A 14292-nucleotide genomic window follows, 5' to 3' on the forward strand; every position below is an offset into this window, starting at 1 on the left:
TTAACCGTCCGCGAGCGTGGTCGCCGGATCGCTGCGGTAGGCGCGCCAGGCCGGCAGTGCGGCTGCCAGCGTGCCGACCAATAGCGGCAGGGCCAGCAAGCCGAGTTCCGGTGCCACGGCGATCGTGCCGCTGAGGCGGATGCCGCTGGCCTGCGGCGACAGTGCGCCGAGCAGGGCGATCGCGAAGTGGCCGAGCAGCACGCCGAGCAAGGTGCCGGCGCCGCTGAGCACCAGTGCCTGCAGCCACAGCAGCACGACGAGGCGGCCCCGCGACAGGCCGAGGCTGCGCAACACGGCCAGTTCGTAGCGACGCGGTTCCAGTGCCGTGTACAAGGCGATGAAGATTGAAAGTGCCGCTGTCAGCAACAGCACGCCGGCCAGCGCCTTGAGCGTCGTGAAGCCGAGGCCGAGCAATTGCATCAGGCGTGCAGTCTCAAAGGCCGGCGACGCCGCTTGCAGTTTCGACTGCATGTTGATCATGCGCGGCAACGAGATCGCAGCGATCGGCGAGCGATAGCGCAGCAGCAGTGCGGTGATCTCCTGATCGGCGTGGTAGCCGTCGTCGGGCGCATCGTCGTCGTGATCATCATGATCGGCGTGTATGGCCCAGACGCTGTCGAGGCTGGTCAAGATCAGACGGTCGAGGACGGTATGCGTCGGCGCCAGCACGCCCACCACGCGGTAAGGGTGGTCGGCGTGCACGTGGCCGCCGGCGGTCAGCCCGTGCGACCCGGCAAAGCGGGCGTCCTGTCGAAAGCCGTCGCGGGCGACATCGGCGCCGACCACCGCCTCCATCGGTGCCTGCCAGATCCGGCCGCTGGCGAAGCGCGCGCCGTAACGCTCGAGCATCGCCGGCGTGGTGCCGACGATGCGGTAGCCGCGTGCGTTGTCGCCAAGCGAAATCGGCGTGGCGCTGGCGACCATCGGGTTGGCCGCCCAGCGCCGCGCTTCGTCGAGCGGAATGTTCCCGGTCGGAATGTCGAGGTGGTAGACCGTCGACAGGATTAGCTGCAGCGGACTGCCCTTGGCCCCGACGACCAGGTCGACGCCGGCGGCATCGCGCGCAAAGCGTCCGGCGATCTGACTGGCGAGCAGCAGCAGCGCCGTGATCAGGGCGACGCCGAGTGCCATCAACAACAAGTGCAGACTGTTGCTGAGACGGTAGCGTCGTAAATCGGCGACCGCGAGCGTCCAGAGATTCATGCGCTCGCCTCCAGCGTGATCTGTCGCTTGATACACGCCTTGGCACGGGCGTCGTGCGTGGCGATCAGCAAGGCGGCCTCACAGGCCCGTGCATGCGCCTGCAGCAGATTGAGCACGGCGTCGGCGTTGCGGTCGTCGAGGCTGGCGGTCGGTTCGTCGGCGACGATTAGCTGTGGCCGATTGACGGTCGCGCGGGCGACGGCCGCACGCTGTGCCTGACCCTGGCTGAGTCGCGCTGGCAGCACGTCCGCCTGCGCCTCGATGCCGAGGGCCGCAAGCGTCGCCCGCCCGTGGCCAATGTCGACCGGCAGGCCGGCGCCGTACTGTGCGGCCAACAGGTTCTGCAGTACGGTCAGCGAGCCGATCAGATGCAGGCGCTGGAAGACGATGCCGACGTGGCGACCGCGAAAGCGATCGAGCGCGATGTCGTCCAGTGCGGTCAGCGATTGGCCGCCAATTCGAACCAGACCTTCGCTGGGGCGCAGCAAGCCGGCGGCGATGTGCAGCAAGGTGGTTTTGCCGCTGCCCGATGGGCCGAGCAGCAACGCCGGTTCGCCGGCGGCTAGATCAAGCACCTCGACACGGGCCGCTGTGCGGTCGTCGTAACGGTGGCGGATCGCCTGCAGACTGAGCATGACAGTTTCGCGAAAGTGTTATGTAATAACGTTACATACATAATCGTGAAGACGTCAATACAGGGTATCGACGCCGGCTGTCGGGTATCGAAGCCGCCGCACTCGCGCCGCCGCCCGTCAGCTTCGATAATGGGCGTACTGGATGGGTGATGTGGAGACAGCAATGACGGATAAGGGCAGTACGGCAGCGAGGCGACCGTCGGCGGCCGAAGTCGCCAAGGTCATGCGCCATGCCGAGACCTTGTGCGCCGAGCGTGGGCTGCGCTTCACGCCGATCCGCCGCGAGGCGTATGCGGTGATGCTGCGTCATCAGCGCCCGCTCAGCGCCTATCAACTGCTTGAACTGATGCAGGCGCAGCAGCAGCGCCGTCTGGCTCCGTTGACGGTTTACCGCGCGCTCGACTTTCTGGTCGACAGCGGTCTGGCGCACAAGCTGGAGACTGCGCATGCCTTCGTCGCCTGCGATCACCCCGACGAGATGCATCAAAGCCTGTACCTGCTGTGCACCGACTGCGGCAGCAGCGAGGAAGTGGCGACCGAGCGTCTGACGCGCCTGATCGACCGCGAAGCCAGTCAGCGTCATTTCCGGCCGAGCCGTCAGGTGGTCGAGATCGAGGGACTTTGCTCGGCGTGTGCCGAGCCGCAGCCGTAACGCCCGTTCCGCGCGCGCGCCGCGCGCGTCGATTGTCGGCTGTATAAAAACACAGTCTTTTCATCGGCATCGCAATCCGGCGATTGACGGCCGGCGGCGCCTCGATAACTGTATAAGCATACAGTTGGAGGCGCCATGGATCTGACCCCGCGACAAGCCGAAATCCTCGATTTCATCGTTCGCCACCTCGCCGAGCGCGGGGCGCCGCCGACGCGCGCCGAAATCGTCACGGCATTCGGCTTCCGCTCGCCGACCGCCGCCGAGGATCATCTGCGGGCGCTGGCGCGCAAGGGCGCGATCGAGTTGCGCGCCGGCACCTCGCGTGGCATTCGCGTGCTCGATGCGGCGCTGCCGGGCGCCGCCGGCGAAGCCGCCAACGAGCCGATCCCGGATGGCATCCCGCTGGTCGGGCGCGTCGCCGCCGGCATGCCGATGCTGGCCACCGAGAGCGTCGAGGCGCATTACAAGCTCGATCGCACGCTGTTCCACCCGGCGCCGGATTTTCTGCTGCGCGTGCAGGGCTGGTCGATGCGCGACGCCGGCATCCTGCCCGGCGATCTGCTCGCGGTGAAGCGCACGCCGATCGCCGAAAACGGCCAGATCGTCGTCGCCCGCATCGGCGACGAGGTCACCGTCAAGCGCTTCGAGCGGCGCGGCGCGATCGTGCGTCTGCTCGCCGCCAATCCCGATTTCGCGCCGATGCGCATTGATCTCGAGCGTGAAGAACTGGTGATTGAAGGTCGCGCCGTCGGCCTGATCCGCGACGGCGGCTTCAGCCTGGCCTGATACCGGAGCGGTATGAGCGCGCGGGCCGACACTCTGCAGACGCTGCTGCGCGATGCGCGCCTCTGGCAAGGCGATCGTCAGGCGCCGCTGCGCGCCGAAGCGACCGGCCATGCGCGTCTTGACGCACTGCTGCCGGGCGGCGGCTGGCCATGCGCGGCGCTCAGCGAGATCGTCTACGCCAGGCCCGGCGTCGGCGAGCTGCGCTTGGCGATGCCGCTCGTCGCACGGCTGACGCAGGCGCGGCGGAAGCTGGCGCTGATCGCGCCGCCGCATCTGCCGTACGCGCCGGCCTGGCGCCGGCACGGCGTGGCGCTGGCGCAGCTCAGCATCATCGAGCCGAAGACCGAACAAGACGCGCTGTGGGCGGCCGAAGCGCTGTTGCGCGCGCGCGCCGGGGCGGTGCTGCTGTGGCAGGACGCGATCGATACCACCGCGCAGCGCCGTTTGCAGCTCGCTGCCGAAACCGGTGACAGCATCGCGCTGGTCTATCGCTGCCTGAGCGGGCATGCCCCGAACTCGGTAGCAGCGCTGCGCCTGCGCGTCGAACGCGTCGGCGGTGACTCGTGCGTCGAGGTGCTGAAGTGCCGCGGCGCGCGCCCTTTACAGACCTGCGCATTCGCGTGACACGGCTGAGGCGTCGATGCTGTGGCTCTGTCTGTATTTCCCACGTTTGCCGGCCGAAGCCCTCGGCCTCGACGATCCGCTGGCGGTGGTCACCGAACAGCGCGGCGCGAGCCGCTGGCTGATTACCGATGCGGCCGGCATCGCCGCCGGCACGCCGCTCGCCACCGCGCTGAGCCTGCAGCCGCAGTTGCGTGCGCAGGCACGGCATGTGAAGGCCGAGCGCGCGGCGCTGCTGCGGCTTGCGCACTGGATTTATCGCTACGGCAGTCCGGTGCACAGCGAGCTGCGCGAGGCAGCGGACGTCGGCGGCATTCCGCAGGCTTTGCTGTGGGTGGAAATCGCGGCGAGCCTGCGTCTGTTCGGCAGCTATGCGGCATTGCATGCGCAATTGTGTGCGGATCTGGAGGCATTCCCGCAGGCGGCGAGTCTGGCGGTGGCGCCGACGCGCGCGGCCGCGGCGCTGTTTGCCGTGGCCGGCGAGCCGCTGCGCATTCGCGGCGACGCGGCCTTGCAGCGGCATCTGGCAGCCGTGCCGGTGGCGCGCCTGCCGTGGCCGCAGGCGCAACGCCAGGCGCTGCACGGCGTCGGTCTGCGCCGCCTTGGCGATCTGTACGCCTTGCCGCGTGCGGCGTTTGCGCGCCGCTTCGGCGCCGCGCGCCTGCGCGAACTCGATCAGCTTTGCGGCCGCGCGCCGGAACCGGCTGAAGTCATCGTGCCGCCGCCGCATTTCCAGCGACGTTTCGAACTTGCCGCCGAAGTCGATCACGTCGAAGCGCTGTTGTTTCCGCTGCGGCGGCTGGCGATCGAACTGCAGCATTGGCTGCGCGCACGCGACGTCGGCCTGCGCGAACTGCGCTTGGTCTGCACGCATGCCCAGCGGCGGCGCTCGTCGTTCACGCTGCGCTTCGGCGACGCGCATCGCGACGGTCAGCGCATGCTGGCGGCGCTGCGCGAACGCCTGGGCCGCGAGCCCTTGTCGGCGCCGGTGCGCACGCTGGAACTGCACGCCGACGAGATTGCGGCGGCCGATGTGCCGCAGGGTGATTTGTTCGCCGCTGCCGACACCGGCGGCGAATGGACGCGGGCGCTCGAACGCATCGCCGCACGACTCGGCGAGACGGCGGTGTGGACGCCGGCACCACACGCCGATCATCGCCCTGAATACGCGATGCGCCGCGCCAGTGACGTGCACGACGCGGCCGATGACGCGCGCGAGCGACCGCTGTGGCTGTTGAAAAAGCCGTTGGCCTTGCCGCAGGCGCCGCCGGTCACGGCCTTGCCGGAACGCCTCGAAGGCGGCTGGTGGGGCGGCGCCGATGCGCGCCGCGATTACTTCGCGGTCGACTGGCGCGGCGCGCGGTTGTGGGTCTACCGCGATCTGAAAACCGAAGCCTGGTTCGTGCACGGGCTTTGGGCATGAGTTACGCCGAGCTGCATGCAGTGTCGGCCTTCAGCTTCCAGCGCGGCGCGTCGATGCCGCAGGAACTGGTCGAGACCGCGCACGCGCTCGGCTATCGCGCGCTGGCGTTGACCGACGAATGCTCGATGGCGGGTGCCGTGCGCGCCTATGAGCCGGTCAAGCACGCGCAAGAAGCGGAGCGGCCGTTCATCGACGTGCTGGTCGGCAGTGAACTGAACTTCGACGACGGCCTGCGCTGTGTCGTGCTGGCCGAGACGCAAAGCGGCTATGCAAACCTGTGCCGTGCGATCACGCAGGCGCGGCGCGCCGGCCGCAAGGGCGCGTATCGTCTGCGCCGCGACGACGTGGCGGACACGCTTGTCGATTGCAGTCTGTTGTGGATCGCGCGCGGCACGCAGGAGCTCGACGAGCTGGCCTGGCTGCGCGAGCGCTATGCGCAGCGGCTGTGGGTCGCCGTCGAGCTGCATCGTGACGGGCGCGATGCCGACAAGCTCGCGCGGCTGCGCGAACACGCCGCGCGCTTCGGCCTGCCCTTGGTCGCCAGTGGCGACGTGCATATGCACATCGCCCAGCGCCGTGCGCTACAGGACGTGATGACGGCGTTGCGCCATCACCGGCCGATTGCGCGTTGCGGCTATCGCCTGTTCCCGAATGCCGAACGCCATCTGCGCACGATCGCCGATCTGCAGTCGCTGTATCCGCCGGCGCTGCTGCGCGAGACGCTGCGCATTGCCGAGCGCTGTGCGTTCCGCATCCAGCAAGTGAATTATCGATACCCGCGCGAAGTCGTCGATCCGGCGCACACGCCGACCAGCTGGCTGCGCCACCTGGTCGAACAGCGTATTCCCCAGCGCTGGCCGCACGGCTGTCCGGCCACGGTGCGTGCGACGATCGAAAAGGAGCTGGCATTGATCGCGTCCAAGGGCCACGAGCCGTTTTTCCTGACGGTCTACGACATCGTCCGCTATGCGCGCGACGAGAAAAACATTCTCTGCCAGGGTCGCGGCAGTGCGGCGAACTCGGTGGTCTGCTACACGCTGGGCATCACCGAGGTCGATCCCGAGAGCAGCAGCTTGTTGTTCGAGCGCTTCATGTCGGCCGAGCGTGATGAGGAGCCGGACATCGACGTCGACTTCGAGCACGAGCGCCGCGAGGAAGTGATCCAGTACGTGTTCAACAAGTACGGCCGCGAGCGCGCGGCGATCGCCGCGACGGTCATCGGCTACCGCTCGCGATCGGCGCTGCGCGATGTCGGTCGCGCGCTCGATGTCGGCGAGGAGGTCGTCGATCGCGTCGCCAAGTCGCTGGCCTGGTGGGACGATCCGGCGCACCTCGCCGAACGGCTGCGGGTGGTCGGTGTCGACCCGTCGTCACCGCGCATCCGCCAGTGGCTGACGCTGGCCGGCACGCTGATCGACGGCGGCTTTCCACGGCATCTGTCGCAGCACGTCGGCGGTTTCGTGATTTCCGACGGACCCTTGCACGAGCTGGTGCCGGTCGAGAACGCGGCGATGCCCGAGCGCACCATCATCCAGTGGGACAAGGACGATCTCGAAATCCTCGGGCTGTTGAAAGTCGATGTCCTGGCGCTGGGCATGCTCAGCGCGCTGCGGCGCATGCTCGACGATCTACGCGCGTTCGGCGACGGCGCGATCGCCTACGAAGACATCCGTGACCTGGGTTACGAAACGGACGCCGATACGCGCGCGACCTACGACATGGTCTGCCGCGCCGAGACGGTCGGCGTGTTCCAGATCGAATCGCGCGCGCAGATGACGATGCTGCCGCGCCTGCGGCCGCGCTCGATGTACGACCTCACCGTGCAGGTCGCGATCGTGCGGCCGGGGCCGATCCAGGGCGGCATGGTGCATCCGTATCTGCGGCGGCGCATGGGGCTGGAGCCGATCACGTATCCGAAGGGAGAATCCGATCCGCTCAAGAGCGTGCTGAAGCGTACCTCGGGCGTGCCGATCTTCCAGGAGCAGGTCATGCAGATCGCGATGGTGGCCGCGGATTTCAGCGCGAGCCGGGCCGATGCGTTGCGGCGTGCGATGGCGGCATGGAAGCGCAATGGCCATGTCGCCCGGTTTCATGACGAACTGGCGGCCGGCATGACGAAGAACGGTTATCAGCCGGCCTTCATCGAACAGATCTTCGAACAGATCAAGGGCTTCGGCTCGTATGGTTTTCCGGAAAGCCACGCCGCGAGTTTCGCTCTGCTCGCGTACAAGTCGGCCTGGCTCAAGCGGCACCGTCCGGCGGCATTCTTCTGCGGCCTGATCAACGCGCAGCCGATGGGCTTCTATCCGCCGTCGATGCTGGTCGTCGAAGCCCGGCGCAGCGGTGTCGAGTTGCGCGCGATCGACGTGCGCCACAGCCGCTGGGATTGTCATCTCGAACGCGATGCCCAGGGGGCGGCGGCGATTCGCCTTGGCTTGCGGCTGGTCCGCGGCTTCAACGCCGAGGCCGCGCAGCGCATCGCCGCGGCGCGCGCGGTGCAAGCGTTCGCCAACGTCGACGACCTCGCGCGCCGCGCGCGGCTGGGAACGCGCGAGCTGGAATCACTGGCCGGCGCCGACGCGCTGCACGCATTGGCCGGGCATCGCTTCCAGGCGCGCTGGCAGACCCGCGGACATGCACGGCTCGACGGCGTGCTGGCGGATGCGGAATTACCGGACGACGACGTCGCGCTGGCGGCGCCGGTCGAGGCCGAGGACGTGCTGGCCGATTACCAGTTCACGCACCTGAGTCTGCGCCGCCATCCGGCCGCCTTGCTGCGCGCCAAGCTGCAACGCCAGCGCATCGTCCCCAACGACAGCCTGCGCACACTGGCCGACGGCCACACCGTGCGCGTCGGCGGCATCGTCATGTTCCGCCAGCGGCCGGGCTCGGCGAACGGCACGATGTTCATCACGCTGGAGGACGAGACCGGCATCGTCAACCTGATCGTGCGTCCGCCGCTGATCGAGGCGCAGCGCGAGATCGTCGTCGGCGGGCACTTCCTGCTCGCCGAAGGCACGCTGCAGAAGCAGGGCAGCGACGCCGGCGGCTGGATCATCCACGTCGTCGCCGAGCGCTTCGCCGACCGCTCGCAGTGGATCGCCGCGTTGCCTTATCTGTCGCGGGATTTCCATTGATGTGGAGATGGCGCGCGATATGAACGAGCCATGCGCCGGCCGCCGCCTGGCCGCCACTGATATACGCATATTGCCGTCGAGTAACGGAAGTCGACGGTTCTATCCGGGATGGCTAGCCGAGTACGTCGAGTTAGTGGCCGCCACTTGCCGTGGCATGAAGTGACACTATAGTATCACTTCATGAGAACTGAACTTGTCACCCGGCTCAAGCGTCAGGCCACGGAAATTCTCGATGAGCTGGAACGGCACAAGGAGCCGGTCCTCATCACGCAACATGGTTTGCCCAGCGCCTATCTCCTCGACGTGGAGACGTTCGAGCGCCTGCAGGCCAGGATGGATCTTCTCGAGGGCATTGCGCGTGGCGAGAAGGCCGTGGAAGAGGGGCGGATGCTCACGCATGCGCAAGCCAAACAGCGCATGCGTCGATGGCTGAAATAATCTGGACCGAGCCGGCGCTCAACGACTTGGACGCCATTGCCGACTACATTTCGCTTGAAAATCCACGGGCCGCCAGTGAACTGGTGAAGCGCGTTTTCCGGCATGTCGATCAGCTGGCTGAGCATCCCCGGAGCGGCTCGAAGCCGCCTGAATTGAAGGGCTGGCGATACCGGCAAATCATCGAGTCGCCATGCCGGATCTTTTACCGTGAAGAGGCGGGCAGCGTATTCGTTCTTTATGTGATGCGCGCCGAGCGTTTGTTGCGCCCATGTCTGCTCAAGTCGCGGGGTGAGAGATAACTCCGAGCGCGGCGGCGGCTGAGGGATAAGGCGCTTGTCCTCATGGTTTGACAACGATCTCGCAAACAAAAAGCCCTCCGCGAGGGAGGGCTTTTTGGCGATCTTGCGAAAGCGTTTTCAGCGCTTGCCGATCTCGGCGACGTCGCGGACGTCGGCGCCGGTGTAGACCTGACGCGGGCGGGCGATGCGCAGGCTCGGGTCGGAGACCATTTCGATCCAGTGCGCGACCCAGCCGACGGTGCGGGCAACGGCGAACATCGGCGTGAACATGTTGACCGGGATGCCGAGCGCCTTGTAGATGATGCCCGAGTAGAAGTCGACGTTCGGGTAGAGCTTGCGCTCCTTGAAGTAGTCGTCCGACAGCGCGATCTCTTCGAGCTTGAGCGCCAGCTCGAGCTGCGGGTCGTTTTCCTTGCCGAGATGCTTGAGCACCTTGTGGCACTGCTCGCGGATGATGGTCGCGCGCGGGTCGAAGTTCTTGTAGACGCGATGGCCGAAGCCCATCAGGCGCACGCCGGCGACCTTGTCCTTCACCTTCTGCAGGAACTCCGGCACCTTGCTGACGTCGCCGATGTCGCTGAGCATCTTCAGCACGGCTTCGTTGGCGCCACCATGCGCCGGGCCCCACAGCGCGGCGATGCCCGAGGCGATCGCGGCGTACGGGTTGGTGCCGGTGCTGCCGGCCATGCGCACCGTCGACGTCGAGGCGTTCTGTTCGTGGTCGGCGTGCAGGATGAACAGCACGTCCAGCGCCTTGGCGGCGACCGGGTCCACTTCATACGGCTCGGCCGGCACCGAGAACATCATGTGCAGCAGGTTGCTGCAGTAGTCGAGATGGTTCTGCGGGTACATGAACGGCTGGCCGAAGTAACGCTTGTAGGCCGCCGCGGCGATCGTCGGGATCTTCGCGATCATGCGGTGCGCGAAGATTTCCTGCTGACGCGGATCCTTGTGGTCGTCCATGTCGTTGTAGAACGCGGACAGCGAACCGACGACGCCAGTCAGCATCGACATCGGATGCGAGTCGTAACGGAAGCCGTTGAAGAACATCTTCAGCGACTCGTTGATCATCGTGTGGCGACGGATGCTCTGGTCGAACGACTGCAGCTGCGCGGCGTTCGGCAGTTCGCCATTGAGGACCAGGTAGGCGGTCTCGATGAACGAGCACTGCTCGGCGAGCTGCGCGACCGGGTAGCCGCGATAGAGCAGGACGCCCTGGTCGCCGTCGATATAGGTGATGGCCGACTTCGTCGAGCAGGTCGACGAGAAGCCGGGGTCGTACGTGAACACGTCCATCTTCCCGTAGACCTTGCCAACGTCGAGACCGACCGGACCCAGTGTGCCGCTAACCGGCGGCAGGTCGATCTTTTCCCCGTTGGCGTTATTGACGAGACTGAAGCTAGGCGTGCTCATGGTTGACCTCGTTCGTTATTCAATCGGTGAATAGGCGGTAGCGGGTACGACAGCCAGTTCGTCGGCCGGCTGTCGGCAGCCGCACCGACCGTCTACCCGGCGGCAACGAGGGCCCCGGTGCAGGGTGAGCGGCTAGGGGATGGTGTACTCCGGACCGAACATGGAGATTTTACCCCATATGCGGCCACGCTTCCGACATCCGCTTATAAATGCTTTGTCATCAAAGCGACCGGAAATGCCCGTCACAGCGGTATTTTCGGCCTGAAAACAAAAAAGCCGCGCATGGAGCGCGGCCTTTTGGCAACGGTACGACGAGCGTCCGCTTACTTGCGCGCGTAGCGCGCCTTGAACTTGCCGACGCGACCACCGGTGTCGACGATCTTCTGCTTACCGGTATAAAACGGGTGCGACATGCTCGACGTATCGAGGTTCACCAGCGGGTACTCGGTACCGTCGATGCTGATCTTGTCCTTCGTCTTCACCGTCGAGCGGATGACGAACACGTGATCGGCGCCGCTGTCCTTGAACGCAACCGGGCGATATTCGGGATGGATGCCGTCTCTCATGTTGGAAAACCTGTACGCGGAAAACTCGAAAGGGCGCGAAGTTTAATGAAGTGCGGAATCCGCTGCAAGCCCCTCGGTGACGGCCGATGCGGGGACGCTCAGGACAGGCCTTGCGGCAGGTTCGGCGGCCGGCGGATGACGACGGTGTCGGCCAGCTTGTCGTGCCAGCCCTGCTTGCGGGCATCGAAGGCCACCCAGAGCAGGCCGAGGAACAGCGCAATCGTCGAGACGAAGTAGCCGAGGTAGCGGACCACGAACTGGCGCAGGCTCGGTTTGCCAAAGCTGCGCGCGTCGACGATCACGGCGTCGATCACCATTTTGCCGGGCGTGGCCATGCGCGCCATCCAGAACGCAATCACGATCAGCGCCAGCAGCAACTGGGTGATGGTGGAGGCATATGGATCGCCGTTGGCGATGCCGATTCCGACCGTGCGCAGCAGCAGCGCCAGCGGTACGAGCACGAACAGGCTGACGAAGGTGTCGACGAAGCTGGCGAGCACTCGCGCCCAGAAGCCGACGTACTGCACATCCGGCTGCGGTGTCGCACCGGCGCCGACCGTCATCTCGCTCATTTCATTCATCGCCGATCGCTCCATTGCTTGCGCTGCTCAATCGCTTTCCGGTTCGACCGAGACGCTGCAGCGTTCGCCATCGCCGGACACCGTGACGTGGACCGTCATCGGTCGGCAGCAGACCGAGCAGTCCTCTGCGTATTCCTGCTCGTCGCCGGCCGACAGGTCGACCTCGAGCACGATGTCCTCCCAGCACGCCGGGCAGGTCACGACCACTTCCTCAAGCATCACGCCTCCAGCCAGGGCCTGTTTAACGCCAATCGCATCGCTGTGGTGCCAGAGTATTGCGCCCGATGCGGGCTGACGCGGCACTGACTCGTCCGTCGCCCGCGCGCTGATCGTGGCTCACAGAAATAATGTCAGCAGGCCGTTGAGATGGCGATGGCCCAGCTCGGTCGGCCGTACCCGGCCGTCGGCTTCGGCCAGCAGACCGCGCTGGCGCGCCGTCTCGGCCGGTGCCAGCGTCGACCAGTCGAGGCCGGTGCGGTCGGCGTAGTCGGCAATCGCGAAGCCGTCGTTGAGACGCAGGCCGTTCATCAAAAACTCGATCGGCAGCTCGTCGGCACCGACGATGCGGTCTTCCTGAACCGCGGCCGGGCCGCCGGCATGTTGCAGATAGGCGCGCGGATGCTTGGTCCGCGCGCGGCGGCGGACCACACCGTCGGCGCTGCGCTTGCCATGCGCGCCGGCGCCGATGCCCAGGTAATCGCCGAAGTGCCAATAGTTCAGGTTGTGCCGCGCGCGACGACCGGGGCGGGCATAGGCCGAAACCTCGTATTGCGCGTAGCCGTGCTCGGCGAGCAGGCGCTGGCCTTGCTCCTGAATGTCCCAGGCCAGCTCGTCGTCGGGCAGCGGCGGCGGCATCGCGCCGAACGCGGTGTTTGGCTCGATCGTCAGCTGGTAGTACGAAAGATGCTCCGGCGCCAGGCCGAGCACGCCGCGCAGATCCGCCTCGGCGCCGGCCAGGGTTTGCTCGGGCAGCGCGAACATCAGGTCCAGATTGATGTTGCCGAAACCGGCCGCGCGCGCCAGCTCGTAGGCGCGGAACACCTCGTCGCGGTCGTGAATGCGGCCGAGGCGTTTGAGCAGAGCGTTGTCGAGGCTTTGCACGCCCATCGACAGGCGATTGACGCCGGCTGCGACATAGCCGGCGAAATGCGCCGCTTCGGCGGTGCCGGGATTGGCCTCGAGCGTGATCTCGATATCCGGGGCGAAGGCCAGGCGGCGGTTGACCTCGGACAGCACGCGGCCGATCGCACGGTCGGAGAACAGGCTCGGCGTGCCGCCGCCCATGAAGATGCTGGTCAGCGGCCGCGGCTCGGGCGTGTGGGCCAGCTCGAAGTCGAGGTCGCGCAGCAGCGCGTCGACATAGGCGGTTTCAGGCACGTCGGCGTCGGCGCTGCGCAGTGCGTGCGAGTTGAAGTCGCAGTACGGACACTTTTGCACGCACCATGGGAAATGCAGATACAGCGCGAGGTCGATCGCGCTCACGACAGGCGCAGACCTGCCAGTTGGCGCTGCAGCACGGCGCTGGCGCGGGCGCGGTGCGAGATGCGGTTCTTCAGCTCGGGCGCCAGCTCGGCGGCGCTGCAGCCGTGGGCCGGCACCCAGAACAGCGGGTCGTAGCCGAAGCCGTTGGCGCCGCGCGGCGCGTCGAGGATGCGGCCGTCCCAGAAACCCTGTGCGAGCAGCGGCACCGGGTCGTCGGCATGGCGCAGCAGCGCCAGCACGCTGACGAAGCGTGCGCCGCGTTGCGCGTCCGCCACGCCGGCGAGCGCTGCCAGAAGCTTGTCGTTATTGGCGGCGTCCGATGTCGGGCTGCCGGCATAGCGCGCCGAATAAACGCCCGGCGCGCCGCGCAGGGCCGCCACTTCCAGCCCCGAGTCGTCGGCCAGCGCCGGCAGGCCGGAGACCTGTGCTGCGTGGCGCGCCTTGATCAGCGCGTTCTCGACGAAGCTGGCGCCGTTTTCTTCGGGTTCGACATCGCTGAATTCCGAAACCAGGCGCAGCGTCACGCCCAGCGGCGCGAACAGCGCCTGCATTTCCTTGAGCTTCTTGGCATTGCGCGAGGCCAGCACCAGGCTGCCGCCGAGCGTCGTCGCTGCCGGTTTCGGGCCGTCCTCGACGAAGCGCTTGCCGTAGCTCAGCGATGCATCGCGGACATAACCGATGCGCTCGTAGAACAGCACCGCGTCGACATTGTCCTCGCGCAACTGCAGGTTCATCTTCGCCGCGCCCAGGCCCTGGACATAGGTTTCGGCGGCGGCCATCAGTTGCCGGCCGAGGCCGTGATGACGGGCGTGCGGTGCGACGGCAAGATAATTGCCCCAGCCGCGATGGCCTTCGTACCCAGCCATGATGCTGCCGACCACGGCGTCGCCGTCGACCGCGACCAGAAAACCGTCGGCCTGTACGGCGAGCTTGCGCGCGATGTCACGCTGCGGATCGTTCCAGGGCCGCGTCAGGCCGCAGGCCAGCCACAGCGCGACGACGGCTGCTTCGTCCGCCGGCTGGTACGGCCGGATCTGGACGGATGTGCTCATGATT

The 14292-nt window shown here is 66.7% G+C and carries 15 protein-coding genes and 1 pseudogene; 7 read left to right on the forward strand and 9 right to left on the reverse strand.

Annotation, left to right across the window (positions count from 1 at the left end):
- Complete coding sequence (locus G7Y82_RS03025) at nt 1-1203, reverse strand: ABC transporter permease (RefSeq protein ID WP_168146506.1); 1203 nt, start codon at nt 1201-1203, stop codon at nt 1-3.
- Nucleotides 1200-1838: an ABC transporter ATP-binding protein gene (locus G7Y82_RS03030; RefSeq protein WP_168146507.1), complete on the reverse strand. Its 639-nt coding sequence runs from the start codon at nt 1836-1838 to the stop codon at nt 1200-1202. The genes G7Y82_RS03025 and G7Y82_RS03030 overlap by 4 nt, the downstream gene beginning before the upstream one ends.
- 163 nt (nt 1839-2001) lie before the next feature.
- Here G7Y82_RS03030 and G7Y82_RS03035 point away from each other — a divergent pair, with 163 nt between their 5' ends.
- From G7Y82_RS03035 to G7Y82_RS03065, 7 genes are all read left to right on the forward strand, one after another.
- Nucleotides 2002-2490 carry a Fur family transcriptional regulator gene (locus G7Y82_RS03035; RefSeq protein ID WP_168146508.1) on the forward strand — a complete coding sequence of 163 codons (489 nt, stop codon included), beginning with the start codon at nt 2002-2004 and terminating at the stop codon, nt 2488-2490.
- 135 nt (nt 2491-2625) lie between these two features.
- Nucleotides 2626-3276: a transcriptional repressor LexA gene (gene lexA / locus G7Y82_RS03040; RefSeq protein WP_168146509.1), complete on the forward strand. Its 651-nt coding sequence runs from the start codon at nt 2626-2628 to the stop codon at nt 3274-3276.
- 12 nt (nt 3277-3288) lie between these two features.
- Entirely contained in the window at nt 3289-3900 is a 612-nt protein-coding gene (imuA, locus tag G7Y82_RS03045; protein WP_168146510.1) for a translesion DNA synthesis-associated protein ImuA, read from the forward strand.
- Between the two features lie 16 nt (nt 3901-3916).
- Complete coding sequence (locus G7Y82_RS03050) at nt 3917-5320, forward strand: Y-family DNA polymerase (RefSeq protein ID WP_168146511.1); 1404 nt, start codon at nt 3917-3919, stop codon at nt 5318-5320.
- Nucleotides 5317-8457, forward strand: a complete 3141-nt coding sequence (locus G7Y82_RS03055) for an error-prone DNA polymerase (protein ID WP_206370245.1) — start codon at nt 5317-5319, stop codon at nt 8455-8457. Before G7Y82_RS03050 ends, G7Y82_RS03055 begins: the two co-directional genes overlap by 4 nt.
- A gap of 180 nt (nt 8458-8637) precedes the next feature.
- Nucleotides 8638-8895 (forward strand): type II toxin-antitoxin system prevent-host-death family antitoxin, encoded by a 258-nt coding sequence (locus G7Y82_RS03060; RefSeq protein WP_168146513.1) that lies wholly within the window; start codon nt 8638-8640, stop codon nt 8893-8895.
- Nucleotides 8883-9194, forward strand: coding sequence for a type II toxin-antitoxin system RelE/ParE family toxin (locus tag G7Y82_RS03065; RefSeq protein ID WP_168146514.1), 312 nt, complete (start codon nt 8883-8885; stop codon nt 9192-9194). The genes G7Y82_RS03060 and G7Y82_RS03065 overlap by 13 nt, the downstream gene beginning before the upstream one ends.
- 117 nt (nt 9195-9311) lie before the next feature.
- On the opposite strand, the gene G7Y82_RS03070 is transcribed toward G7Y82_RS03065, so the two are convergent.
- From G7Y82_RS03070 to G7Y82_RS21325, 7 genes and pseudogenes are all read right to left on the reverse strand, one after another.
- A complete protein-coding gene (locus tag G7Y82_RS03070) occupies nt 9312-10607 on the reverse strand; it encodes a citrate synthase (protein WP_168146515.1) in 1296 nt (431 codons plus the stop codon).
- Nucleotides 10608-10930: 323 nt separating this feature from the next.
- Nucleotides 10931-11173, reverse strand: coding sequence for a type B 50S ribosomal protein L31 (locus G7Y82_RS03075; RefSeq protein ID WP_168146516.1), 243 nt, complete (start codon nt 11171-11173; stop codon nt 10931-10933).
- Nucleotides 11174-11271: 98 nt separating this feature from the next.
- Nucleotides 11272-11754 (reverse strand): RDD family protein, encoded by a 483-nt coding sequence (locus G7Y82_RS03080; protein WP_168146517.1) that lies wholly within the window; start codon nt 11752-11754, stop codon nt 11272-11274.
- A gap of 27 nt (nt 11755-11781) precedes the next feature.
- The gene (locus G7Y82_RS03085) at nt 11782-11973 is read right to left on the reverse strand and encodes a CPXCG motif-containing cysteine-rich protein (RefSeq protein ID WP_168146518.1); all 192 of its coding nucleotides are present in this window, start codon (nt 11971-11973) and stop codon (nt 11782-11784) included.
- Between the two features lie 117 nt (nt 11974-12090).
- Nucleotides 12091-13236, reverse strand: a complete 1146-nt coding sequence (hemW, locus tag G7Y82_RS03090; RefSeq protein ID WP_168146519.1) for a radical SAM family heme chaperone HemW — start codon at nt 13234-13236, stop codon at nt 12091-12093.
- Nucleotides 13233-13787 (reverse strand): RdgB/HAM1 family non-canonical purine NTP pyrophosphatase, encoded by a 555-nt coding sequence (rdgB, locus tag G7Y82_RS03095; RefSeq protein WP_240954058.1) that lies wholly within the window; start codon nt 13785-13787, stop codon nt 13233-13235. Before rdgB ends, hemW begins: the two co-directional genes overlap by 4 nt.
- An 87-nt stretch (nt 13788-13874) precedes the next feature.
- Nucleotides 13875-14288: pseudogene (locus tag G7Y82_RS21325) on the reverse strand (GNAT family acetyltransferase); the annotation flags it as partial.
- Nucleotides 14289-14292 lie beyond the last annotated feature (4 nt).

The sequence above is a fragment of the Solimonas marina genome (genome assembly GCF_012241385.1).
Taxonomy (GTDB): Bacteria; Pseudomonadota; Gammaproteobacteria; order Nevskiales; family Nevskiaceae; genus Solimonas; species Solimonas marina.